The sequence below is a fragment of the Paraburkholderia lacunae genome, from assembly GCF_003353175.1.
GTDB lineage: Bacteria > Pseudomonadota > Gammaproteobacteria > Burkholderiales > Burkholderiaceae > Paraburkholderia > Paraburkholderia lacunae.
The window spans coordinates 189,717-213,685 of record NZ_QHKS01000011.1; the positions used below are offsets into that span (position 1 = coordinate 189,717).

17 protein-coding genes are annotated in these 23,969 nt (G+C 64.2%); 6 read left to right on the forward strand and 11 right to left on the reverse strand.

The features are described 5' to 3' along the window. Positions 1-35 precede the first annotated feature (35 nt). From iolB to DLM46_RS18740, 7 genes are all read right to left on the reverse strand, one after another. Positions 36-836 carry a 5-deoxy-glucuronate isomerase gene (gene iolB, locus DLM46_RS18710; protein ID WP_115102392.1) on the reverse strand — a complete coding sequence of 267 codons (801 nt, stop codon included), beginning with the start codon at positions 834-836 and terminating at the stop codon, positions 36-38. A gap of 34 nt (positions 837-870) precedes the next feature. Then, positions 871-1,794, reverse strand: a complete 924-nt coding sequence (gene iolE / locus DLM46_RS18715) for a myo-inosose-2 dehydratase (RefSeq protein ID WP_115102394.1) — start codon at positions 1,792-1,794, stop codon at positions 871-873. Between the two features lie 10 nt (positions 1,795-1,804). Beyond that, positions 1,805-3,778 (reverse strand): 3D-(3,5/4)-trihydroxycyclohexane-1,2-dione acylhydrolase (decyclizing), encoded by a 1,974-nt coding sequence (gene iolD / locus DLM46_RS18720; protein ID WP_115102593.1) that lies wholly within the window; start codon positions 3,776-3,778, stop codon positions 1,805-1,807. Further along, entirely contained in the window at positions 3,775-5,814 is a 2,040-nt protein-coding gene (locus DLM46_RS18725) for a bifunctional 5-dehydro-2-deoxygluconokinase/5-dehydro-2-deoxyphosphogluconate aldolase (protein WP_115102397.1), read from the reverse strand. The genes iolD and DLM46_RS18725 overlap by 4 nt, the downstream gene beginning before the upstream one ends. A 65-nt stretch (positions 5,815-5,879) precedes the next feature. Next, on the reverse strand, positions 5,880-6,713 hold the full coding sequence (locus DLM46_RS18730) for an ATP-binding cassette domain-containing protein (RefSeq protein WP_115102595.1): 834 nt from the start codon (positions 6,711-6,713) through the stop codon (positions 5,880-5,882). Between the two features lie 13 nt (positions 6,714-6,726). Next, positions 6,727-7,908, reverse strand: a complete 1,182-nt coding sequence (locus DLM46_RS18735; protein ID WP_115102400.1) for an ABC transporter permease — start codon at positions 7,906-7,908, stop codon at positions 6,727-6,729. Positions 7,909-8,096: 188 nt separating this feature from the next. Further along, the gene (locus DLM46_RS18740) at positions 8,097-9,143 is read right to left on the reverse strand and encodes a sugar ABC transporter substrate-binding protein (RefSeq protein ID WP_115102402.1); all 1,047 of its coding nucleotides are present in this window, start codon (positions 9,141-9,143) and stop codon (positions 8,097-8,099) included. Positions 9,144-9,416: 273 nt separating this feature from the next. On the opposite strand from DLM46_RS18740, the gene DLM46_RS18745 reads away from it, so the two are divergent. From DLM46_RS18745 to DLM46_RS18760, 4 genes are all read left to right on the forward strand, one after another. Then, positions 9,417-10,298 carry a MurR/RpiR family transcriptional regulator gene (locus DLM46_RS18745; RefSeq protein ID WP_115102404.1) on the forward strand — a complete coding sequence of 294 codons (882 nt, stop codon included), beginning with the start codon at positions 9,417-9,419 and terminating at the stop codon, positions 10,296-10,298. Next, positions 10,291-11,313: an inositol 2-dehydrogenase gene (gene iolG / locus DLM46_RS18750; RefSeq protein ID WP_115102406.1), complete on the forward strand. Its 1,023-nt coding sequence runs from the start codon at positions 10,291-10,293 to the stop codon at positions 11,311-11,313. The genes DLM46_RS18745 and iolG overlap by 8 nt, the downstream gene beginning before the upstream one ends. Beyond that, complete coding sequence (locus DLM46_RS18755) at positions 11,313-12,341, forward strand: Gfo/Idh/MocA family oxidoreductase (protein ID WP_115102408.1); 1,029 nt, start codon at positions 11,313-11,315, stop codon at positions 12,339-12,341. The genes iolG and DLM46_RS18755 overlap by 1 nt, the downstream gene beginning before the upstream one ends. Before the next feature lie 141 nt (positions 12,342-12,482). After that, the gene (locus DLM46_RS18760) at positions 12,483-12,710 is read left to right on the forward strand and encodes a sulfurtransferase TusA family protein (RefSeq protein WP_115102597.1); all 228 of its coding nucleotides are present in this window, start codon (positions 12,483-12,485) and stop codon (positions 12,708-12,710) included. A gap of 164 nt (positions 12,711-12,874) precedes the next feature. On the opposite strand, the gene galU is transcribed toward DLM46_RS18760, so the two are convergent. After that, positions 12,875-13,756, reverse strand: coding sequence for a UTP--glucose-1-phosphate uridylyltransferase GalU (gene galU / locus DLM46_RS18765; protein ID WP_115102411.1), 882 nt, complete (start codon positions 13,754-13,756; stop codon positions 12,875-12,877). Between the two features lie 73 nt (positions 13,757-13,829). Further along, positions 13,830-16,709, reverse strand: a complete 2,880-nt coding sequence (locus DLM46_RS18770; RefSeq protein WP_115102413.1) for a valine--tRNA ligase — start codon at positions 16,707-16,709, stop codon at positions 13,830-13,832. 143 nt (positions 16,710-16,852) lie between these two features. Here DLM46_RS18770 and DLM46_RS18775 point away from each other — a divergent pair, with 143 nt between their 5' ends. Next, a complete protein-coding gene (locus tag DLM46_RS18775) occupies positions 16,853-19,213 on the forward strand; it encodes a UvrD-helicase domain-containing protein (RefSeq protein WP_115102416.1) in 2,361 nt (786 codons plus the stop codon). Further along, positions 19,210-20,028 (forward strand): 5'-methylthioadenosine/adenosylhomocysteine nucleosidase, encoded by an 819-nt coding sequence (locus DLM46_RS18780; protein ID WP_115102418.1) that lies wholly within the window; start codon positions 19,210-19,212, stop codon positions 20,026-20,028. Before DLM46_RS18775 ends, DLM46_RS18780 begins: the two co-directional genes overlap by 4 nt. Positions 20,029-20,140: 112 nt before the next feature. Here DLM46_RS18780 and DLM46_RS18785 read toward each other — a convergent pair whose 3' ends face one another. Both DLM46_RS18785 and DLM46_RS18790 read right to left on the reverse strand, forming a co-directional pair. Next, positions 20,141-22,045, reverse strand: coding sequence for a propionate--CoA ligase (locus tag DLM46_RS18785; RefSeq protein ID WP_115102598.1), 1,905 nt, complete (start codon positions 22,043-22,045; stop codon positions 20,141-20,143). Between the two features lie 278 nt (positions 22,046-22,323). Beyond that, the gene (locus DLM46_RS18790; RefSeq protein WP_115102420.1) at positions 22,324-23,568 is read right to left on the reverse strand and encodes an MFS transporter; all 1,245 of its coding nucleotides are present in this window, start codon (positions 23,566-23,568) and stop codon (positions 22,324-22,326) included. Positions 23,569-23,969 lie beyond the last annotated feature (401 nt).

Sequence of the window (23,969 nt, forward strand, 5' to 3'; positions counted from 1 at the left end):
GACCAGAAACGAGACCAAGAGCGCGACCAGAAACGTCAACCATCCTTATTGATAATCCACTCATGCGCCGGATCGTTCCGGAAATGCCAGACCCTCTGTCCGCCGGCCATCACATTCAGGTAATAAGACTCATATCCGTAGGGTACAACCACCGGATGATAGCCACGCGGCACCATGACGACGTCGTGATCCTCAACGGCCATGGACTCGTCGATGTCCCGCAAATCGGTATAAACACGCTGAAAAGCAAACCCTTGCGGCGGATCGAGCCGATGATAGTAAGTCTCCTCGAGCGAACTCTCATGCGGCACATTATCGGTATCGTGCTTATGCGGCGGATAGCTCGAAGCATGCCCGCCAGGCGTGCGAACCTCGACAACCAGCAAAGACTCCGCGGGCTCGGTCTGCGGAAGAATATCGCATACGTATCGCGTATTTAATCCCTTCCCGCGTGTCGAGCGCTTCATCGAAGCAGGCTCGATCAGCCGCGCCGGATAGATGCCTTTGGCCGGCGCGCTAGCCACGCCAATCTCGGCATCGCGGCAAGCCCGCACCGTCGCCCGCACGCCCGGCGGCAAATACAAGGCATACGGCGCGGCATCCTCGAACACGCTGTCGCGTGAGCCCAGCGAACTCCAGGTGGCGTCAGCGGTCTCGACATCCACGGCGCCCGCCAGCACCACGATACAAACCTCCCGTGACGGCTCGAGCACATGCACTACCTCATTCGCGCCCAGTCGATACGCGGCAAAACCCACGTACCGCCAACACGCCGATTCGGGCGTCACCCGCGCGATAGTCTGGCCCTCGCGCTGAGCCTTCACCAATAAACTCATGCTGCCCTACCTTTGTAAGTGTGGGGGTAGTTCATCACGCCTCCTGCTCAGTCGCGCCACCGCCGTCAAGCGGTGCATCGACCAAAGTTCGCAAGGTCCGATATCCCTTCTGCGCATATTCGAACGACGGCGCGACCACGGGATCCTGTTCGGCCTCGACCACCAGCCAGCCGCGATAACCATGCCGCTTCAACCGGTCGATGAGCGCCGGAAAGTTCACCGCGCCATCGCCCGGGACCGTGAACGCACCGTTGATCACCGCATCGAGAAAGCTCCAGTTGCGATTGCGCGCCAGCTTCATCACCGCCGGACGCACGTCCTTGCAGTGCACGTGACACACGCGCGCGATGTGCTTGTCGAGCACCGTCAACGGATCGCCTCCGGCAAACGTGATGTGCCCGGCGTCGAACAGCAGGCCGACCGCGTCGCTCGTGCGCGACATCAGTTGATCGACGTCGGCCGGCGTCTCGACGTACGCGCCCATGTGATGATGATAGGCGAGCCGCACGCCGCGGCTCAGCGTATAGCGCGCGAATTCGTCGACGCGGCAGGCGTAGGCGTCCCACTGCGCGTCGCTGAAAAAACGCGGCCGCTGATAGAGCGGTTGCGGCGCGCCCTGGATCGAATCGGCGACTTCGCCGTACACCATCGCCGTCGCGCCATTCTGCGCGAGCAGTTCGAGATGCGGGCCGACCGCGGCGATTTCCTCTTCGACGCTGCGTTGCGCGAGCCGTCCCGAGTACCACCCGGAAACCAGAGCCAGGTCGTATTGCGCGAGCAGCGTCTTCAACGCCTGCGGTTCACGCGGAAACTTGTTGCCGAGTTCGAAGCCCTGATAGCCGATCGTGCGTCCTTCGGTGAGCGCGACTTCGAGTGGCGTTTCTCCGCCGAGCGACGGCAGATCGTCGTTCATCCACGACAGCGGGTTGATGCCGATACGTACGTCGAAAGCAGTCATGCGGGCGTCCTCATTCGTGGTCGGTGGGGCCGGCGGAATCGGCGGAGCCGGCCGCCTCGGCGCGCGCGGCGAGTTGCGCGTCGTACTTGGCACGCGCGGCGCGCACGGGCTCGCGCGGCGACACTTCGGGTACCGCGACTTCCCACCACCAGCCGCCGTCGTCGGTGGTCCGGGCAGGGTCGGTGTCGATGCTGATGACGTACGTGCGCTCGGCGGCGCGCGCGCGTTGCAGCGCGCTTTCGAGTTCGGCGACATTCGCGACGTGCTCGGCGTGCGCACCGAGCGAACGCGCGTGTGCGGCGAAGTCGATGCTGGGTGCGCCAAGCGGGCCTTGCATGCAATCGTCGAGCAGGTTGTTGAAGGGCGCTCCGCCGCACGCCTGTTGCAAGCGGTTGATGCAGCCGTAGCCGCGATTGTCGAGCACCACGACGATCAGCTTCGCGCCCAGCATCACCGAGGTCGCGATCTCGCTGTTCATCATCAGATAGCTGCCGTCGCCGAGCATCACGATCACTTCACGCTCGGGCCGGGCAAGCTTCACGCCGAGGCCGCCGGCGATCTCGTAGCCCATGCACGAGTAGCCGTACTCGACGTGATACGCGCCGGGCTTGCCGGCCCGCCACAGCTTGTGCAACTCGGCGGGCAAGGTTCCCGCGGCGCACACGACGATGTCGTCGACGGCGGAGCGCGCGCTCGAACGCTGCACCGCGCCGATCACATCGCCTTCATAGGGCAGCACGGTGTCGCGTTGCGGCGCATGCGTGAGCGTGCTCACCGTGTCGCGCCAGCCCGCCGCGAGTTTGTGCGCGCGCGCGGTCCATGTGCGATCCGCGTGCCAGCCTTGCAGATGCGCGGCGAGCGCATCCAACGCGAGACGCGCGTCGGCTTCGACCGCCAGCGCGCGATGCTTGAGGCCGTCAAACGCATTGGCATTGATGCCGATCACGTCGGCCTGCGTGAACAGCGTGTTCGAGCCGGTCGTGAAGTCCTGCAAACGTGTGCCGATCGCGAGCACGCAATCGGCGTCGTGCGCGAGCGCGTTCGCGGCGGGTGAACCGGTCACGCCCAACGCGCCGACGTTCAGCGGATCGTTCCACGCGAGCGAGCCTTTGCCTGCCTGGGTCTCCGCTACCGGAATGCCGTGCGCGCCGGCGAAGCGGTGCAGCGCATCGGTCGCGTGGCCATACAGAACGCCGCCGCCCGCGACGATCAACGGCCGCCTCGCGTGCCGCAGACGCGTGAGCGCCGCTTCGATATCTTCGCTGCGCGGCGCGGGCGAGTGAAACGTGACGACGCGCGGCGCAAAGAAATCCGCCGGGAAGTCCCATGCCTGCGCCTGCACGTCTTGCGGCAAGGCGAGCGTGACGGGGCCGCATAACGCGGCGTCGGTCAATACGCGCACGGCGCGCGGTAACGCATTGAGCAACTGCGCGGGATGCACGATGCGGTCGAAGTAGCGCGACACCGGCTTGAACGCGTCGTTGGCGGAGATGCCGCCGTCGTGGAAATCCTCGACCTGCTGCAACACCGGATCGGGCGCACGCGAAACGAACACGTCGCCGGGCAACAGCAGGACGGGCAGACGATTCACATGCGCGAGCGCCGCTGCCGTCACCAGATTCGTCGCGCCCGGTCCGATCGACGTCGTGACCGCCATCATGCGGCGTCTGAAATGCGCTTTCGCATAGGCGATCGCGCTATGCGCCATCGCCTGTTCGTTGTGGGCGCGCAGCGTGGGCAGTTCGTCGCGATGCTGATACAAGGCTTCGCCGATGCCGGCCACATTGCCGTGGCCGAAGATCGCGAATACGCCGCCGAAGAGCGGCTCGGTGCCGCTGCCGTCTTCGGTCGCGACGCGAAGCGCCGCGAGATAGCGAACGAGCGCCTGCGCGGTCGTCAGACGGACCGTTCCGCCCAACGGCGCGCGCCTCTGGACGGCATCGTCGGCGGACGCCGCATCGTGATGCAACACGCGTTGGTTCATGCCGCCTGCTCCTGATGAAGGTGGCTCGATGCGCTGTGCGGTGCAGCCGCCGGGCCGCGGGTCGCGCGCCATGACGCGATCAGCGTTTCGAATGTGCGGCGCACGCGCGCGATCAATTCGTCGTCGCCGATTTCGCCGGCCAGCCACGCATGGCTCGGTTCGTGGAAGATCGTGCGGCCGACCGTAAAGCCGCGGCACGTCGCCGATCCAGCCGCCGCGCGAAAGCCCTCGTTCAGCTGCTCGACGGCCGCCGACAAACCGAGCAGCACCACGCCCCGGCAATACGGATCGCGTTCGGCGATCAGCGCATCGACGGCTTGCCATTGCGCGGCGTCCATCGGTTCGAGCTTCCACCACTCCGGATAGATGCCGATGTTGTAGAGCCGCTTCAACGCGCGATAGACGATGTCCGGCGCTTGCGGCAGATGCGCGTGCTTCGGCGGAATCACTTCGAGCAGCAATTCATGGCCGCTTGCCTGCGTGGCGTCGTAGAGCGCGCGCAGTTGCGCTTCCTGCTCGAGACGCTGTTCGACGGGTTCGTCCGGATGGTATTGCACGAGGCACTTGGCGATATGCTCCTGCGGCCACGCGATCAACGAGGTGCCGATCGAGCGGCCGTGATCGAACGCGAGCGGCACGGAGCCGGGCAATTCGACCGGACGGCCGATCCACCAGCCGCGGCCTGTCGCGGCGTTCAATGCATCCTGGCCGTAGCGGTCGTCGATCAGCACGCCGATGCGGCCTTGCAAACCGAGCGCGCTTTCGGTTTGCGCGACGGCTTCGACGAACAGTCCCTTCAGTTGCGCGATACGCGCTTCGTCAGCGCCGGTCTGCTGCGCGAGTTCGAAGAACTGGTTGCGGTGATCGAACGCGAAGCCGAGCACTTCGTCCCATTGCTGGCGGGCAGGGGAGACGCGATGCAGGCGCGCGAGCGTCGCGTCGAGATCCGGACGGCGCATGCGTTGCGGATCGGCTTTCGCTTCGCGCAGGAAGTAGTCGAGTTCGGCGGGCGTCGGCATCGCCGGGGCGCAGCCGTGACGCGACACGACCAGTGCGCCGCTCGCGTTCGCTGCACGCGCGCATGCGTCGAGCGGTTGATCGCGCAGCCATCCGGAGAGAAAGCCTGACGCGAACGCATCGCCCGCGCCGAGCACGTTGAGCACTTCCACTTGCACGCCGCCGTGAATCGGCGCGTCGTCAAGCGTGGCGGGCACGCTGCCGTCGATGATCTGGCAGCCCAACGGTCCGCGCTTCACGACCAGTGTGGCCGGCGTCACGGCGCGCACCATCGCGAGCGCTTCGATCAGCTCGGTCTTGCCGCCGGCGATACGGAATTCCTCCTCGGTGCCGATCACCAGATCGAAGAGCGGCAGAATGCCCTGCAAATGCGCGGTCACGCCTTCGTCGGCCACAAAGCGGGTTTCGCCGTCCGCCTTGCCCGTGAGGCCCCACAACACCGGACGGTAATCGATATCGAGCACGGTGCGCACCTGGTTGCGTCGCGCGTAGTCCAGCGCGCGGCGACTCGTGCGGTTCACCCGTTCGGTGGAGAAATGCGTGCCGGTGATCAACAGCGCTTTCGACGACGCGATGAACGCCTCGTCGAAATCCGCTTCATCGACGGCCATGTCCGCGCAGTTCTCGCGATAGAAGATCAGCGGGAACGTATCGCGGTCTTTCAGGCCGAGCAGCACCAGAGCGGTCAGACGCTCCTGATCGATGCGCACGTGACTGACGTCGCAACCTTCCCTCGTGAGCGTCTCGGTGAGAAAGCGGCCCATGTGATCGTTGCCGACGCGGGTCAGCATCGCCGACGCGAGGCCGAGCCGCGCGCAGCCGAACGCGATATTCGCCGAAGAGCCGCCGAGGTACTTCGCGAAGCTCGACACGTCTTCGAGCCGTGCGCCCACTTGCTGCGCGTACAGATCGACGGCGAGCCGGCCGAGGCAGACGATGTCGCGGCTGCGGCCCGGCGCGAAGCGGCTGGCGCCGGACGGACCTGCGCCGGTCGTGCTGGAGGTGCTGGAATGAGCCATGAATGTTCCTGAATAGCTGGGCGCGGCAGCGGGCGCGGCAAGCGCCCGCCACACGCGCAAATGAATCAGATCGTTGCGCCGTCGAGTTCGCTGATCATCTTCTGCATCTCGGCCCCGCCGGCCATCATGTCGAGCACTTCGTCCTTGCTGATGGTCTCCTTCGTGAAAGTGCCGAGCGATTTGCCGCGATTGAGCAGCGTGAACGAATCGCCGATCGGATACGCGTGGTGCACGTTGTGCGTGATGAAGATCACCGAGATGCCCTTCGCGCGCGCCGTATGGATCAGCTTCAGCACGTTAAAGCTCTGCTTGACGCCGAGCGCGGCGGTCGGCTCGTCGAGAATCAGCACGCGCGCGCCGAAGTGAATCGCCCGCGCGATCGCGAGGCATTGTTTCTCGCCGCCGGACATGGTGCCGATCGGCTGATGCGGGTCGCGCACGTTGATGCCCATTTCGGCGAGCTTGTCGCGTGCGGTGGTTGCGCTGGTCTCGAGGTCCATCACGCTCAGGAAGCCGAACAGCTTTTTCTGCGGTTCGCGTCCCATGAAAAAATTGCGCGCCACGGATAGCAACGGTACCAGCGCAAGATCCTGGTAGACGGTGGCGATGCCGAGATCGAGCGCGTCTTTCGGCGACTCGAACAGCACGGGCTTGCCGTCCACCAGATATTGACCGGAGGAGGGTTGATGCACGCCGGCGAGCGTCTTGATCAGCGTCGACTTACCCGCGCCGTTGTCGCCGAGCAGGCAATGCACCTCGCCGCGCTTCAGACGCAAGGTCACGCCGCTGAGTGCGATGACTCTGCCGAAGTACTTGCTGACGTTTTCGAGCGCGAGAATCACGTCGTCCTGCGGCGCGCCCGTCGTGCTCCCAGCGCTGACGGTTTTCGTATCGGACATGTTCGTCTCCTCGTTACGATTGCGCGACGCGGCGGCGCACATAGTGATTGAACAGCACGGCGATCAGCAGCATCACGCCGAGGAACACGCGGAACCAGTCGGAGTCGACGTTCGTGTAGGTGATGCCGATCTGTACGACGCCGAAGATCAGCGCGCCGAAGCAGGCGCCGATCACCGAGCCGTAGCCGCCGGTCAGCAGCGTGCCGCCGATCACCGCCGCAATGATGGCCTCGAATTCGGCTTGCAGCCCGCGGTCGGCCGCGGCCGAGCCGATATCGCACACTTGCAGCACGGCGAACAGGCAGGCGCAGAACGCGGTCAGCACGAACAGCGAAATCTTCACGCGCCGCACCGGCACGCCGACGTTCTTCGCCGCATTGGCGTCGCCGCCGACCGCGAAAATCCAGTTGCCGAAGCGGGTTTTGGCGAGCGTGAACGCGCACACCGCGGCCAGCGTGAACCACCAGAGCAGGACTTTCGGAATGCCGGGCACGAGCGGGCTGCCGTTGTCGAGCAGCTTGACGATGCCAATGTGGCCGAGCCAGACGAACAGGCCCTTGAACGCGACGCCCTGGAAGAAGGTATGGGCGAACCAGTCGTGAGCGGCAACGTCGCCCACGCCGGAGATGATCGTGCGGTCGGCGAACATCACCGAGAGCGCCAGCGTGAGCCCGCGCAAAATGAACAGAAACGCCAGCGTGACGATGAACGACGGCAGCCGCGTGCGCATCACGAGGTAGCCGTTGAGCGCGCCGAGCAGCATCGAACCGGCGAACGCGAACACGATCGACAACGCAATCGGCCAATGGAAGTACATCGTGGGCAGCGCGACCATCATGCCCGCAAAGCCGATCATCGAGCCGATCGACAGATCGAATTCGCCGGCGATCATCAGCAGGCACGCGCCGACCGCGATCAGCCCGAGATAGGCGGCCACTTGCGACCAGTTCATCACGCCGTCGAGGTTGAACATGCCCGAGTTGCCGGCCGCAAGTCCAAACACGAGGAACACCATCACCGTGCCGGCGAGGGCGGCGAATTCCGGACGGTTCAGCAGATGCCTGAACCAGGATTCCTGGCGGATCCGCTCGTCGGACGTCGCGGCCGCACCGCTCGACGTCGACGCTGAAGCTGTCTCGGTTGCGGAAGGGGGCTGCTTGCGCGAATGGAAGTGGAAGGGGTTGGCTACGCCCATTGAAGCTCTCCTTGATGCGCCGGTGGATGGCTGTCTATGACGGGCCGTGGCGCTCGATGCCTATAAAAGCACGTAAAACATGGCGAATGCAGGCGTGGCGCGGCCCGGCCGCTTGCGGCCGGCCGCATCCACTTTGTTCATACCTGGCGGCAACGGTGCTCCCGTGTCCGCCCTCCCTGCGCAATACGTCAGCGGTACTGCCCGGCGTATTTCACGACCTTGTCGATATTGGCCTTGGTGATGAAACCCGGGCCGGAGCCGATATTGCGCGGCCCGTAAGCGGGTGCCAGGCCGTAAGTTGCGAGACGTTGCTGGAACTTCGGATTCGCCTGCAGGATCTGGCGGATCTTCGCTGGATCGGTGGTGTGTTCCTTCTTCACGACGGCGAGCACGGCGACCGGGATATAGCCTTGCAGGTAGGGTTGCTGGTCGATTGCGAACTGGATCGTGCCGTCCTGGATGCCCTTGGCGATGTCATTGTCGAAGTCGAAGGTCGCGAACCAGACCTTGCCGGCGAGACCCATCTGCTGCAGCGCCTTGATCGTCGGTGCCGCCGACAGCGGGCCGAGAGTCAGTACCGCCTGGGTGTTCGGGTGATTGCGCAGGTACGCGCTCACCTTGGATTGCACGCCGGTCGGGTCCTGGCCGGCGTCGAGCGTGGAGGCCTTGAAGTCGACGCCGATCGCTTCGGCAAAGCCGCGGCAGCGTTCGAACGAAGCCGGGTTGGTCGCGTAATGGTTGACGCACAGGAACGACTTGATGCCCGCTGCCTTTGCCTTTTCTCCGGCGGCTTTGCCCGCGGCGTATTCCGGCTGGCCGACGTGCATGAGCGCGCCGAGTTGGGCGCTTTGCTCTTCGGTGCCGGAGTTGATCGTGACGAGCGGGATGTGTTTCTGAGTGACCTTGGCGATCGAACTCTTGAGCACGTCGAAGTCGGCGATCGAGACGATCACGCCGTCGTAGTTGCGTGCGGCGCCCTGTTCAACCAGGCGTGCCATATCGGCGATGTCGCCGTTCGGCGGATTGCGGTAGTCGGTCTCGACGTTGAAGTCCTCGTCGGCCTGTTTGATGGCGTTCTTGATGGTGTTCCACCACGAATCCGAATCCGGCGCGTGGCTGATCAGCACGAAGTGGCCGTCAGCCGCGCGGGCGGCGGACGCCGCACCGAATCCCGTCGCCAACGTCAATGCCGTTACCAGAATCCTGAGCGTAGCCTTGCCATTGCAAAGTCTCATTGTCTCCACCTTTCTCGGTCTATCGTTATTGAAGGAGCGTCTGGCGGGCTTTCCATCTGCACAGGTACCGGCACATGTTCGCCGAAGCACCATCGCTCACGACCAAGATTAGGTCATCTTTCGACGTGTTGCAATGAAAATTTCATGACAAATAAAAATGGAAAATGCATTCCATTTGGCGTGGCGCCTGCCTATAATCGGCAGCGTCAACGCGCCGTGCGGCGGGCCTGGAACGGCTCTGCGGCACCGCAATAGAGCCACGAAGAGAGAGCCATGGCGGAAGAGAGCACCGAAGAATTGCCGAGCGTCGAAGAATTGATGCAGCGCATCGCGGAAAACTACGAAGCGTTGCCGCGTCAGTTGAAGAGCGTCGCCACGTATATCGAGCAGCATCGGGCGAGCGTGATGGTGGATCGCACCAGCGACATCGCGGCGAGCTGCGGCGTGCATCCGTCGGCCGTGGTGCGCTTCGCGCAACGTTTCGGCTTCTCCGGGTTCTCTGATTTGCAGGCCGTGTTTCGTCAGGCGTATACGGGGCAGGGCACGTCGTCGCCGAGTTATCAGCAGCGCATTCGCAAGCTGATCGACGAGAAGCCCGGCGCGTTGTCCGGCGGCGCGGTGGCGCGCGAATTCATCGCGGCTTCGCGTGGCGGTCTCGAAGAACTCGAGGCCGGTCTCGACGACACGCAGTTCGACGCCGCGGTGAAGATGCTGCAACAGGCCGAGAACATCTACGTGGTCGGTGTGCGGCGCTCGTTTCCGGTGGCGAGTTACATCGTCTACGCGTTGCAGCACACGCCCAAGCGCGTGCATCTGGTGTCGGGTTTCGGCGGCATGTATCGCGAGCAGATCCGCAGCGTCAAGAAGGGCGACGTGGTGATCGCGATCAGCTTCGCGCCTTATGGCAAGGAAACGCAGTACTGCTTGCGCGTGGCGCACCACCATCAGGCGAAGACGCTGGTGATTACCGATAGCCAGCTGTCGCCGCTCGCCCGCTATGCCACCACCCAACTGTATGTGAAAGAGGGCAGCGCGTTTGCTTTCCGCTCGCTGACCAGCACGATCTGTTTGTGCCAGGCGCTGTTCATCGCGCTCGCGTACAAGCTCGAATTGAACGTAGAAGAATCCAAAGACAGTGGAGGATACGATGACTGAAACGGCAGGCGGCAAGACGATTGATGTGGCGGTGTTCGGCGCGGGGCGCATCGGCAGGATTCATGCGGCGAATCTTGCGCGGCAACCGGGCGTGCGGCTCAAGTACGTGGTCGATGTGAATCGCGAGGCGGCTGCGGCGCTCGCCGCCGAACACGGCGCGCAGGTTGCGGATATCGACGGCGCGATGGGCGATGCGTCGATCGGTGCAACGGTGATCTGTTCGAGCACGGATACGCACGCGGATCTGATCATGAAATCCGCCGCGCAGAAGAAGCACGTGTTCTGCGAGAAGCCGGTGGACCTGACGCTGGAGCGCGCACGTGCGTGCGCCGAAGCCGTCGAGCACGCGGGCGTGGTGTGCATGATCGGTTTCCAGCGCCGTTTCGATCCGACGTTCTCCGCATTGAAAGCGCGTGTCGACGCAGGCGAGATCGGCACGCCGGAAATGCTGGTGGTGACGAGCCGCGATCCGGGCGCGCCGCCGGTCGAATACATCAGGCATTCGGGCGGCATCTTCAAGGACATGCTGATTCACGACTTCGACATCTTCCGCTGGATTCTCGACGACGAAGCCGACACGCTGCACGCCACCGGCAGTTGTTTGAGCGACCCGGCGATTGCCGAGGCGGGCGATATCGATTCGACCGCGGTGACGATCCGCACGAAGCGCGGGCGTCTGTGCCAGATCAATACGGCGCGCCGCGCGGCGTATGGTTACGATCAGCGCTTCGAAGTGCTCGGCAGCGCGGGCATGTTGCAGGCAGGCAATGTGCGGCCCACCGAAGTCGTCGCGTTTTCGAAAACCGAGGTGTCGAGCGACGTGCCCGAAGCATTTTTCCTCGAACGCTATCGCGCGGCGTATGCACTGGAAATCGCCCATTTCTTCGACGCGATTACGCACGGCAAGCCGGTTCGCACGACCGTCGCCGACGGCCTGAAAGCCCTCGAACTGGCCGATGCCGCGACGCGCTCGTGGCGTGAAGGACGTGCGGTGAAGCTCGGGGAGGTGTCGTGATGACGGCGGCTAGCGGACGGCTTCGGTTGGGCGTGGTCGGTTTGGGGCGTCTGGGCAAGCGCCACGCGGAGAATCTGGCCTATCGCGTACCGGGCGCGGCTCTGGTGGCCGCGTGCAGTCCGATCGAAGAGGAACGGGCCTGGGCGCGCGAAACCTTGCCCGCGCCGCGTCTCTACGCCGACTACGCGGACCTGCTCGCCGATCGCGAGGTGGATGCAGTGTGGCTCGTCACGCCTTCGTCGTTGCACGCGCAACAGATCGTCGATGCGCTGCGCGCCGGCAAACACGTGTTCTGCGAGAAACCGTTGTCGCTGGATCTTGCCGAATGCGAACGCGTGCTGGCCGAAGCCGCGCGTTATCCGCATCTGCAGACCACCATCGGATTCATGCGCCGTTTCGATCCGAGCTACAAGGACGCGTTCGACAAGATCGAGGCGGGGGCGATTGGCCGGCCATTCCTCGTCCGCTCGCAGACCACCGACAAGAACGATACCGATGGTTTCTTCGTGCGTTTCGCGGCGACCTCCGGCGGCATCTTTCTCGACTGCACCGTGCACGATATCGACGTGGCCCGCTGGCTGCTCGGCAAACCGCGCGCGAGGCGCGTGTTCGCGACGGGCACGGTCGCGCTGCACGAAGGCTTGCGCGAATTCGGCGACGTGGATAACGGTGTGGCGGTCTGCGAGTTCGAGGACGGCAAGCTCGCGATGTTCTACGCGTCGCGCACGCAAGCGCACGGCAACGATACGCATAGCGAAGTGATCGGCACGGCCGGGGCGTTGGCGATCGGGCACAATCCGCGCGCAAATCGCGTCGAGATTTATGACGCGGGCGGGATCCGCAACGAGTGCACGCCGAGTTTCTTCGATCGATTCGAGGATGCGTTTTTGCACGAGGCGCGTGCGTTCGTCGCGGCGGTGCAGGGCGGGGGACAGAGCGGCGCGACGCTCGCCGATGCGCTCGAGGCTACGCGGATTGGGATGGCGATGCGGGCGTCGCTGCAAAGCGGTGAGGCGGTGGTGCTGTGATGTTGGCCGGCGCGGCACCACAAAAACGAACACCGTCATCCTGCTGTCACGCCCAGCGGCCAAGCCAACGCTGCGGTAGAATTTGACCCTCTGTCCGGCGTCGTGCGCGACGCCTCGTCCCGAAGGTCATCGTCGATGCAAATTCAGATTCACAAGGAAGTCGATGCGCGCGGGCTGATGTGCCCGCTGCCCATTTTGCGCGCCAAGAAGGCGCTCGCCGACATGGAAAGCGGGCAGATCCTCAAGGTGCTGGCCACCGATCCGGGCTCGCAACGCGATTTCGCCGCGTTCGCGAAGCAAACCGGCAATGAAATCGTCGAAAGCTCGGCGCAAGACAAGATTTTTACGTTCCTGATGCGTCGGCGTTAGTGCGACCGCTGACTCAGCAGCACTGGGTCGCGCAAAACCAGAACCGTTAGAACCGTTAGAACTGTTTGGCGCCCAAATCAAAAGGCGCTGTGCCCGCGAATGCGGGGCACAGCGCCTTTTTTACTTGGTGCCGGGGTCAGACACGCTTCCCGGCGAGTCGCCGTTCAGCCTTCCAGCACCGGCGAACGCGTGCGCAGATACTCGTCGAAATCCGCTGCCACTTCCGGGTGCCTCAGCGCGAACTCGACCGTCGCCTTCAGGTAACCGAGCTTGCTGCCGCAGTCGAAACGCGTGCCGTGGTACTTGTACGCGAGCACCTGTTCGTCGGCGAGCAGCGACTGGATCGCGTCCGTCAGTTGCAGTTCGCCGCCTGCGCCCGGCTTCAGCGCGCGCAGATGTTCGAAGATGCGCGGCTTCAGCACATAGCGGCCCACCACGCCGAGATTCGACGGCGCCACCTCCGGCTCAGGTTTTTCGACGATGCCCGACATCTTGATGATCGAGTCTTCCCACTCCTTGCCGTCGACGATGCCGTACGACTTCGTGTCCGTGGCCGGGATCTCTTCGACACCGATCACCGAGCTGTGATAGTGGTCGAACACCTCGATCATCTGCGTCATCACGGGCGGCGTGCCGTACAGCAGGTCGTCCGCGAGGATCACGGCGAACGGGTTGTCGCCCACCAGTTTTTCGGCGCACATCACCGCGTGGCCGAGGCCGAGCGCTTCCGGCTGGCGCACATAGAAGCAGTCGACATGGCTCGGCTTGATGCTGCGCACCAGCTCCAGCAGCTTGGCCTTGCCGCGCGCTTCGAGTTCGGCCTCGATTTCGTATGACTTATCGAAGTGGTCTTCGATCGCGCGCTTGCTGCGGCCGGTGACGAAGATCATTTCCGTGATGCCCGCTGCCATCGCCTCTTCCACCGCGTATTGAATCAGCGGCTTGTCGACGATCGGCAGCATTTCCTTCGGGCTTGCCTTCGTGGCAGGGAGGAACCGGGTGCCGAGACCTGCTACCGGAAATACCGCCTTTGTAACTTTTAGCATGTGAGTACCCTGAGTCTTCTGGTTTAGCTTCGGGTTCGTGCCCACCCGCGAGAGGCGGACACGAAGCCTTCGATCAGGCCGGCAAGCGCGCCAGTTGAGCTTTCAGCTTGCCGACAGTGGTTTCATATTCTGCCAGCCTTTTCTGCTCCTGCTCGACGACCGCGGGCGGCGCCTTTGCCACAAAGCTTTCATTCTGCAATTTGGCATTGCATTTGGTGACTTCCGTGGCGAGCCGCGCGATCTCCTTCGACAGACGCTCGCGTTCGACGGCCACGTCGATCTCCACCTTCAACACCAGCTTGTCGCTCCCTACGATAGCAATCGGCGCGCCATCCGCCTGCGCATCCAGCGTCGCCTCGTCGGCAATGATCTGCACTTCCGACAAACGGGCGAGCGCCTGAGCGTACGGTGCGAAGGTGCGCAGGCGCTCGGCGTTGCCGGTCGCGAGCAGCGGCACCCTGGTCGCCGGCGACAGATTCATCTCGCCGCGCAGATTCCGGCACGCATCGATGACCGCCTTCAGGTCCGCCACCCATTGCTCCGCACCCTCGTCGAGCTTCGACAGATCGGCAACGGGGTAAGGCTGCACCATGATGGACGCTTCGCCCTCGGCCTTGCCCTGCGGATAACGATCGGCCAGCGGCGCTACTTTTTGCCACAACGCCTCGGTGATGAACGGAATCACCGGATGCGCGAGGCGCAATACGGTTTCGAGCACGCGCAGCAGCGTGCGGCGCGTGGCGCGCTGCTGGTTCGGCTGACCCGTCTGGATCTGCACCTTGGCGAGTTCGAGGTACCAGTCACAGTATTCGTCCCACACGAACTTGTATAGGGCGTTGGCCACATTGTCGAAGCGATAGTCGGCGAACCCCTTGGCGATTTCCGCTTCTACGCGTTGCAGGTGCGAGACGATCCAGCGGTCGGCCGACGAGAAATTCAGGTGGCCGTCCGGACCGCATTCGCCGCATTGCTCCGGCTTGCCGAAACCGCAGTCGTGGCCTTCGCAGTTCATCAGCACGAAGCGCGTGGCGTTCCACAGCTTGTTGCAGAAGTTGCGATAGCCTTCGCAGCGCGCCAGATCGAAGTTGACGTTGCGCCCGAGCGTGGCCATCGACGCCATCGTGAAGCGCAGCGCGTCGGTGCCGAAGGCCGCAATGCCGTCCGGGAATTCCTTGCGGGTTTTCTTTTCGATCGACGCGGCCTGCTTCGGATTCATCAGACCGGTGGTGCGCTTGGCGACCAGCGAGTCGAGATCGATGCCGTCGACGATATCGATCGGGTCGAGCGTGTTGCCCTTGCTCTTCGACATCTTCTGGCCTTCGTGGTCGCGCACCAGACCGTGCACGTAGACCGTGTCGAACGGCACCTTGCCGGTGAAATGCGTGGTCATCATGACCATGCGCGCGACCCAGAAGAAGATGATGTCGAAGCCCGTGACCAGCACCGACGACGGCAGGAAGTGCTTCAGCTCCGTCGTTTCGTTGGGCCAGCCGAGCGACGAGAACGGCACCAGCGCCGACGAGAACCACGTGTCGAGCACGTCTTCGTCGCGCTTCAGGGCGCCCGTATAGCCGGCCGCGGCGGCCTTGGCACGGACTTCCTCTTCTGTCTTGGCAACGAAGATTTCACCGTTTTCGCCGTACCACGCCGGGATCTGATGGCCCCACCAGAGTTGCCGCGAGATGCACCAGTCCTGGATGTTTTCGAGCCATTGGTAGTAGGTGGTGGTCCAGTTTTCCGGCACGAATCTGATTTCGCCGCTGCGGACCACGTCCAATGCCGTTTGCGCGATCGACTTGCCCGGATTGAAGGTGCCTTCCGGCGCCGGCTTGCTCATCGCGACGAACCATTGGTCCGTGAGCATCGGCTCGATCACGACGCCGGTGCGGTCGCCGCGCGGCACCATCAGCTTGTGCGGCTTGACCGACTCGAGCAGACCGAGCGCTTCGAGGTCGGCCACGACTTGCCTGCGCGCTTCGAAACGGTCCAGACCGCGGTATTGTTCCGGCGCGTTGTCGTTGATCTTCGCGTCGAGCGTGAGGATTTCGATTTGCGGCAGCTGGTGGCGCAGGCCGACCTGATAGTCGTTGAAATCGTGCGCGGGCGTGACTTTCACGACGCCGGTGCCGAATTCGCGGTCGACGTAGTCGTCGGCGATGATCGGGATTTCGCGGCCGGTGAGCGGCAGCCTGACCGTTTTGCCGATCAGGTGCGCGTAGCGCTCGTCTTCCGGATGGACCATGGCGGCGGTGTCGCCGAGCATGGTTTCCGGGCGCGTGGTGGCGACCGTCAGATGGCCGGAGCCGTCCGCGAGCGGGTAGTGGATATGCCAGAGGTGACCGTTTTCTTCTTCGCTGACCACTTCGAGGTCGGAGACGGCGGTGAGCAGCACCGGGTCCCAGTTCACGAGGCGTTTGCCGCGATAGATCAGACCCTGCTCATACAGGCGGACGAAAACGTCGCGCACGGCAGCCGACATTTTGTCGTCCATCGTGAAGTATTCGCGCGGCCAGTCGATCGACGCACCGAGGCGGCGCACCTGATTCGTGATGGTCGAGCCGGATTGCTGCTTCCATTCCCAGACGCGTTCGGTAAATTTTTCGCGGCCGAGGTCGTGGCGCGAAACGCCCTGGGCGTCCAGCTGGCGCTCGACCACGATTTGCGTGGCGATGCCCGCGTGGTCCGTGCCCGGCACCCACAGGGTGTTTTCGCCGAGCATGCGGTGATAGCGGGTGAGGCCGTCCATGATCGTCTGATTGAACGCGTGGCCCATGTGAAGGGTGCCGGTGACGTTCGGCGGAGGCAGTTGAATCGAGAAGTTTTTCCTGTTCTCGTCGAAGGAGGGCGCCGCGTAGGCGCGCTTTTCCCATTCGGGGCCCCAGTGGGCTTCGATGGTGTGGGGCTCGAAGCTTTTGGCAAGCATGGAGGTGGTGTCGCTCGGGGTCTCGCTCATTTGTCGATCGGCTGGAAGATGCAAAGAATGCTCGATTATAAGCGGCGAGGTAGGCGGGCGCCCGCGGCGCCGGGTTTGGGCCGGATTTTTTGAGCCGCGCAGGGGCATATAATGTCGAACGCCCCCGCCGTCCCTCCAGAAAAATGCCCGATCTGCTAGCCAATCTCAACCCCGAACAACACGCCGCGGTCACGCTCCCAAACGAGCCGGCGCTCATCCTCGCCGGTGCGGGCAGCGGCAAAACCCGTGTCCTGATCACGCGCATCGCGTGGCTCATCCAGCATGGGCTGGCATCGCCCGCGACCCTCCTGGCGGTGACCTTCACGAACAAAGCCGCCCGCGAAATGATGTCGCGCCTCTCGGCGCTGCTGCCGATCGACACGCGCGGCATGTGGATCGGCACGTTCCACGGTCTGTGCAACCGCATGCTGCGCGCCCATCATCGCGACGCCGGCTTGCCGGCCACCTTCCAGATTCTCGATACCGCGGACCAGCTCTCCGCGATCAAGCGTCTGATGAAGGGCCTCAATATCGACGACGAAAAGTACCCGGCGAAAAATCTCCAGTACTTCATCAACAACGCCAAGGAACAGGGCCTGCGTCCGAAAGACGTCGACGCCACCGACAACTTCAACCGCAAATTCGTCGAGCTCTACGAAGCCTACGATCAGCAATGCCAGCGCGAAGGCGTCGTCGATTTTCCGGAGCTGCTGCTGCGCTGCTATGAACTGCTCGCGCACAACCCGCCGCTGCGCGCCCACTATCAGGCGCGCTTCCGCCACATTCTGGTCGACGAGTTCCAGGACACCAACAAGCTGCAATACGCGTGGCTCAAGCTGCTGGCGGGGCAGACGAATTCGATCTTCGCGGTCGGCGACGACGATCAGTCGATCTACGCATTCCGCGGCGCGAACGTCGGCAACATGCGCGACTTCGAACACGAATTCAAGGTCCGGCATCTGATCAAGCTCGAGCAGAACTACCGCTCGCACGGCCATATTCTCGACGCGGCCAATCAGCTGATCGCCAACAACTCGCGCCGTCTCGGCAAGAATCTGCGTACCGATGCCGGTCACGGCGAACCGGTGCGCGTCTATGAATCCGCCACCGATTCGCAGGAAGCCGGCTGGATCGTCGAGGAAATCAAGGCGCTGATCAGCACGGGCACGTCGCGCAGCGAAATCGCGGTCCTGTACCGCAGCAATGCGCAGTCGCGCACGATCGAACACACGCTGGTGAATGCGGGCATCGCCTATCGCGTGTACGGCGGCCTGCGCTTTTTCGAGCGTCAGGAAGTCAAGCACGCGCTCGCGTATCTGCGCCTGATCGACAATCCGAACGACGACACCGCGTTCGCGCGCGTCGTCAATTTCCCCACGCGCGGCATCGGCGCGCGGTCGATCGAGCAACTCGCGGACGCGGCGCGTCTCTACAACTGCTCGATGGCCGCGGCGATTCCGTATGTCGCGGGCAAGGCGGGGTCGAGCCTCGCCGGTTTCGCGAACCTGATCGGCAAGATGCGTGCGGAAACGCAGCAGATGAGCCTGCCGGAAACGGTCGAATACGTGGTCCGCACGAGCGGGCTCGCGGAGTTCTATCAGAACGAGCGCGAAGGTCAGGACCGGCTGGAGAACTTGCAGGAACTGGTCAATGCGGCCGCCGCGTTCGTGAGCGAAGAAGGCTACGGCATGGATACGCCGGCGCGTTCGATCCCGTTGCGCCCGGGCGCCACCGCGGCGCCGGAACTGGCGGTGGCCACCGGCGATCCGAATACCGTCGTGCTGGATGCGCCCGGCATCGCCGATCCGGCGCAAAACCCGGACACGATGACGCCGCTCGCCGGATTTCTGTCGCACGCCTCGCTCGAAGCGGGCGACAACCAGGCGCAAGCCGGTCAGGAAGCCGTGCAACTGATGACGGTGCACGCGGCCAAGGGACTGGAATTCACCGCGGTGTTCATCACCGGTCTCGAAGAGGGGCTGTTCCCGCATGAGAACAGCGCGATGGAAGCGGACGGTCTGGAGGAAGAGCGCCGTCTGATGTACGTGGCGATCACGCGGGCCAAGGAGCGCCTGTATCTGTCGTTCGCGCAGAGCCGGATGCTGCACGGCCAGACGCGCTACAACATCCGCTCGCGCTTTTTCGACGAACTGCCGCAGGAAACGCTCAAGTGGCTCACGCCGAAGGTGGAGGCGGGCGCGCGTTGGGGCGGCCGGTCGGATAACGCCGGTTATGGGCGCGACTGGTTCGCGCGGCCGGATCGTCAGCAGGGCTATACGGGCGCAGCGTCGAGCTCGGCGCCGCTGCCGGCCTTCGCCAACGAACAGCGCGCCGCGGAAACCGGTTTCCGCGTCGGCCAGCAGGTGTTTCACACGAAGTTCGGCGAAGGCACGATCACCGCGCTGGAAGGCGGCGGCACCGACGCAAAGGCACAAGTCAAATTCAAGCGGCACGGCGAGAAGTGGCTGGCGCTCGCGGTCGCCAAACTGCAGGCGGTGGAATGAGTTCAGCTAGTGTGAATACCCGCGTCAATACCGCCGATGGCGGCGCTCATGTTACGCATCGTCCGCTCGGCATTCTCGCGGCCTTGCCGCAGGAGTTGGGCGATCTGATCGAAGCGATGCGCGGCGAATCCGGCGTGCGCACCATCACGCACGGCCAGCGCGACTATCATCTCGGCACTGTGCACGGCGCGCCGTGCGTCGTGACGCTCGCGCGGGTCGGCAAGGTCGCGGCGGCGGCAACCGTCAGCGCGCTGATTCATGAGTTCGATGTCGAGGCGGTCGTGTTCACCGGCGTAGCGGGCGGCGTAGCGACCGAGGTGCGGGTCGGCGATATCGTCGTCGCGAATGCGCTGCTGCAGCACGATCTCGATGCAACACCGCTGTTTCCGCGCTTTGAAGTGCCGCTGCTCGGCATGTCCCGTTTTGCAGCCGATGCGGCGCTCGCCGCGCAACTCGCTGCCGCGTGCGAGCGCTTCGTCGCCGAAGAAGGCGCGGCCTCGGCGGCGCGCTTTGGCACGCGCGAGCCGCGGGTGCATCGCGGGTTGATCATCAGCGGCGATCAGTTCGTCGCCAGCGCGGTGGCCGTCAAGGCCTTGCGCGATGTGTTGCCGGATGCGCTGGCCGTCGAAATGGAAGGCGCGGCGATTGCGCAGGTCTGCCACGAATACGGCGTGCCGTGCGCGATCGTGCGGACCATTTCCGATACCGCGGACGATCATGCGCCGCAGTCGTTCGTGTCGTTTCTGACGGAGATCGCCGGGACGTATTCGAATGCGATCCTGCGGCGCTTTCTGGAGGCGCGTCGCGCGGGTTGAGCGTCGGCGCGCGGTCCCGTGCGATCCGGCGCGGTCACGCGCCACCACGCGCCACCACGCGGCACCACGCGGCACGATGCCGGCGCGCGTGCCGCCGACCGGCTGCTGCGAGCTAACCCGGGCCCACTTCGGCCAGCGCCTCGCGCACCAGCTGCAACGCCGCCGGATCTTCGATCGTCGGCAGGTCTCCCGGCTCGCGGCCTTCCGCCAACGCCGCAATCGCGCGGCGCAGCAGCTTGCCGGAGCGCGTCTTCGGCAGCATCGAGACCACATGCACGCGCGCCGGCCGCGCAATCGCGCCGAGCTGACGGTCGACCGTCGCCGCGAGCTCGGTTTCCAGCTTCGCGCGCGCCTTGTCGTCCGCATAGGCCTGCGCGTCGCGCAGCACCACGAACGCCATCGCCACCTGGCCCTTCAGCGCGTCCGTCACGCCGACCACCGCGACTTCCGCGACCGCCGCGTGGCTCGACAGCGCTTCCTCGATCTCGCGCGTGCCCAGCCGGTGACCGGCGACGTTGATCACGTCGTCGGTGCGGCCGAGGATCGTTACGTAGCCGTCATCGTCCTGAATGCCCCAGTCGAACGTCGAGTAGACCTGCTGGTTCGGAATGCTCGACCAGTACGTGCTGACAAAGCGCTCGTCGTCGCCCCACACCGTCGACATGCAGCCCGGCGGCAGTGGATAACCCAGCGTGAGCACGCCTTTTTCACCCGGCGCGCAGGGCTCGCCGCTCAGTTCGTTGCGCAGGCACAGGTTGAAACCGGCCGACGGCACGCCCGGCGAGCCGAGCCTGGTCGGCAGTGCTTCGATACCGCGCGGTATCACCAGGATCGGCCAGCCGGTTTCGGTTTGCCAGTAGTTGTCGATCACGGGCTTGCCGAGCGCATCGGCGATCCATGCGGCGGTCGGTTCGTCGAGCGGTTCGCCGGCGAGGAACAGCGTGCGCAGACTCGACAGATCGGCTTTCTTCAGCAGCGCCGGGTCCTGCTTTTTCAGCACGCGCAGCGCTGTCGGCGCGGTGAACATCAGGTTGATCCCGTGCTGTTCGACGAGGCGCCACCAGATGCCGCCGTCCGGGCGGATCGGCGTGCCTTCGTACATCACGGTGGTCAGGCCCGCAATCAGCGGCGCGTAGACGATGTAGCTATGCCCGACCACCCAACCCACGTCCGAGGCGGTGAACATCGTGTCGCCGGGCCGGCCCTGAAAGATGTGTTCCATCGATGCCGCCAGCGCCACCGCATAGCCGCCCACATCCCGCTGCACGCCCTTGGGTTTGCCGGTCGTGCCCGATGTGTACAGGACGTACGAAGGCGCGTTCGATTCGAGCCATTCGCACGGCACATGGACGTCGAAAAACTGCTCGCGCAGTGGTTCGTAGGCGACGAGGTAGTTCGCGTTCAGGCGCGCCGGCGCGAGTTGCCGGTCGATTAGCAGCACGCGCGACGTCTTGTGCGCGGCCCGCGAGAGGGCTTCGTCGACCAGCGGCGTGTAATCGATCACTTTGCCGCCACGCGCGCCGGCGTCGGCCGTGACGATCAGCACGGGCTTCGCATCGTCGATGCGCGCAGCGAGATTCGGCGGGGCAAAACCGCCGAACACCACCGAGTGAATCGCGCCGAGGCGGGCGCAGGCGAGCATCGCAAAGAGCGCCTCGGGGATCATCGGCAGATAGATCAGGACGACGCTGCCGCGCTTCACACCGAGCGAGCGCATCACCGCGGCCATCCGGTTGATTTCGGCGTACAGCTCGGCGTACGTGTAGTGCCGCTCGATGCCGGTTTCCGTCGACACATACACCAGCGCGTTCTGCTGCGCGCGCTCGGCCAGATGCCGGTCCACCGCGTTATGGCACAGGTTCGTACGGCCGCCGGAGAACCAGCGTGCGAACGGCGGCTTCGAGCGATCGAGCACGCTGTCGAACGGCGTCTCCCAATGAATCCGCTGCGCCTCTTCGCGCCAGAAGTCTTCGGGGTTCTCGATCGAACGGCGGTGGAAGTCGCGGTAGCTTGGCATCGACGGCGATCCTTCTGCTGCGTGAATGGAGAGCGGCGGGCGGGTCATACGCCCGGGTGAGGCGGCGCAGATGAAGCGGCCCGATGAAGCGGCCCGATGAAGCGGCCGGGCGGCGCGAGAGCGGGGCGTATATCCGCTCAAGCATAGAGCAGGCGCGACCCTGCGGACAACGCGGGTTCACCATGAGCGGCGCCCGGGCGGCAGAACGCGGCGTCCAACGAAAAAAGGCGCCGCAGCGCCTTGTTCTCCTCTTTCTCATGCAACGCGCACCCAGGCCGTCACGCTTTCGCGCGCTTGCCCTCGAGATCCGGCAGACACACGGTCAGCACGCCGATCAGCGGCAGGAACGAACAGACCTTGTACACGTACGCGATGCTGGTGGCGTCGGCCAACTGGCCGAGCACGGCTGCGCCGATTCCGCCCATGCCGAACGCGAAACCGAAGAACAGTCCCGCGACCATCCCCACCTTGCCTGGAATCAGTTCCTGCGCGTAGACCAGAATTGCCGAGAACGCCGAGGCCAGCACCACGCCGATGATCACGGTCAGCACGCCGGTCCAGAACAGGTTGGCGTACGGCAGCAGCAGCGTGAACGGCGCGACGCCGAGAATCGACACCCAGATCACATACTTGCGGCCGATCCTGTCGCCGACTGGACCGCCGATCACCGTGCCCGCCGCCACCGCCGCGAGGAATACGAACAGATGGACCTGCGCGGCCTGCACCGGCAGATGGAACTTGTCGATCAGATAGAAGGTGAAGTAGCTGTTGATGCTGGCGAGGTAGAAGTATTTCGAGAACACCAGCAGGATCAGAACGCCCATCGCGAACATGACCTTGTTGCGCGACAGCGTCGCGTGGCCGGCCTGGCTGCGCGCCTTCCTGACCGACGGATGCTGCTTGTACCAGCGGCCGATCTGCGTGAGCACGACGATCGCGACCAGCGCCGCCACTGAAAACCACGCGATGCTGCGCTGGCCGTGCGGAATCACGATCAATGCGGCGAGCAGCGGCCCGAGCGACGAGCCCGCGTTGCCGCCCACCTGGAACAGCGATTGCGCGAGACCGTGACGGCCGCCCGAGGCCATCCGCGCCACCCGCGAGGACTCCGGATGGAACACCGACGAGCCGCAGCCCACCAGCGCCGCCGCGACCAGCAGCAGGCCGAAGTTCGGCGCGACCGACATCAGCAGCAGACCGGCGAGCGTGAAACCCATGCCGACCGGCAGCGAATACGGCTTCGGATGCTTGTCGGTATAGATGCCGACGAGCGGTTGCAGCAAAGACGCGGTGATCTGGTAAGTCAGCGTAATCAGGCCGATCTGCCCGAAGGACAAAGCAAAGTTGTCTTTCAGCATCGGGTAGATGGCCAGAATCAGCGACTGGATCATGTCGTTGAGCAGATGCGAAAAGCTGATCGCACCGAGCACGGAATAGACCGTGCGCTGGACCTTGGCGGCTGGCTGAGCGGCGCCGGCTGACGCGCCGGCGAGGGCGCTGCTTTTTTCGAGGCTCGTTTCCATACGTTAGATCAGAGGGATGAAAAGGGAGGGAGGGTGACGAATCAAAGCTGGAATCAAGGCTGCCGGTGCGTCGTCATGCCTGATTTTGAAGCCGCGGCATTTCGACACGGTGTCCGGCGTCAACCGCTATTTGTCTAAGTTTAATGTGGCTCGCGCGAATTGAACGGACAAGTTTTGTCGTGAATCGGACGCGTTGGACGCGTTGGACGCGTTGGATGTCGTCAATGCGCGAGGATTGGGAGTAAGCAACACCACGGCGATACTGGTGGACGAATGTCCTACCATGCGTCGGTACGGCGGGCAAGTCGCCGTGGAAAAACGGCCTGGGTATTTTTGGCCATGTATAAAGCGGTCGCGGGCGCGCGGCTTACGAGGCGGCGCGTCAAGGACCGGGTGACACG

Coding starts and splice junctions, on each gene's coding strand:
- iolB (WP_115102392.1), bottom strand. CDS start 836: ATGAGTTTATTGGTGAAGGCTCAGCGCGAGGGCCAGACTATCGCGCGG.
- iolE (WP_115102394.1), bottom strand. CDS start 1,794: ATGACTGCTTTCGACGTACGTATCGGCATCAACCCGCTGTCGTGGATG.
- iolD (WP_115102593.1), bottom strand. CDS start 3,778: ATGAACCAACGCGTGTTGCATCACGATGCGGCGTCCGCCGACGATGCC.
- DLM46_RS18725 (WP_115102397.1), bottom strand. CDS start 5,814: ATGGCTCATTCCAGCACCTCCAGCACGACCGGCGCAGGTCCGTCCGGC.
- DLM46_RS18730 (WP_115102595.1), bottom strand. CDS start 6,713: ATGTCCGATACGAAAACCGTCAGCGCTGGGAGCACGACGGGCGCGCCG.
- DLM46_RS18735 (WP_115102400.1), bottom strand. CDS start 7,908: ATGGGCGTAGCCAACCCCTTCCACTTCCATTCGCGCAAGCAGCCCCCT.
- DLM46_RS18740 (WP_115102402.1), bottom strand. CDS start 9,143: ATGAGACTTTGCAATGGCAAGGCTACGCTCAGGATTCTGGTAACGGCA.
- DLM46_RS18745 (WP_115102404.1), top strand. CDS start 9,417: ATGGCGGAAGAGAGCACCGAAGAATTGCCGAGCGTCGAAGAATTGATG.
- iolG (WP_115102406.1), top strand. CDS start 10,291: ATGACTGAAACGGCAGGCGGCAAGACGATTGATGTGGCGGTGTTCGGC.
- DLM46_RS18755 (WP_115102408.1), top strand. CDS start 11,313: ATGACGGCGGCTAGCGGACGGCTTCGGTTGGGCGTGGTCGGTTTGGGG.
- galU (WP_115102411.1), bottom strand. CDS start 13,756: ATGCTAAAAGTTACAAAGGCGGTATTTCCGGTAGCAGGTCTCGGCACC.
- DLM46_RS18770 (WP_115102413.1), bottom strand. CDS start 16,709: ATGAGCGAGACCCCGAGCGACACCACCTCCATGCTTGCCAAAAGCTTC.
- DLM46_RS18775 (WP_115102416.1), top strand. CDS start 16,853: ATGCCCGATCTGCTAGCCAATCTCAACCCCGAACAACACGCCGCGGTC.
- DLM46_RS18780 (WP_115102418.1), top strand. CDS start 19,210: ATGAGTTCAGCTAGTGTGAATACCCGCGTCAATACCGCCGATGGCGGC.
- DLM46_RS18785 (WP_115102598.1), bottom strand. CDS start 22,045: ATGCCAAGCTACCGCGACTTCCACCGCCGTTCGATCGAGAACCCCGAA.
- DLM46_RS18790 (WP_115102420.1), bottom strand. CDS start 23,568: ATGGAAACGAGCCTCGAAAAAAGCAGCGCCCTCGCCGGCGCGTCAGCC.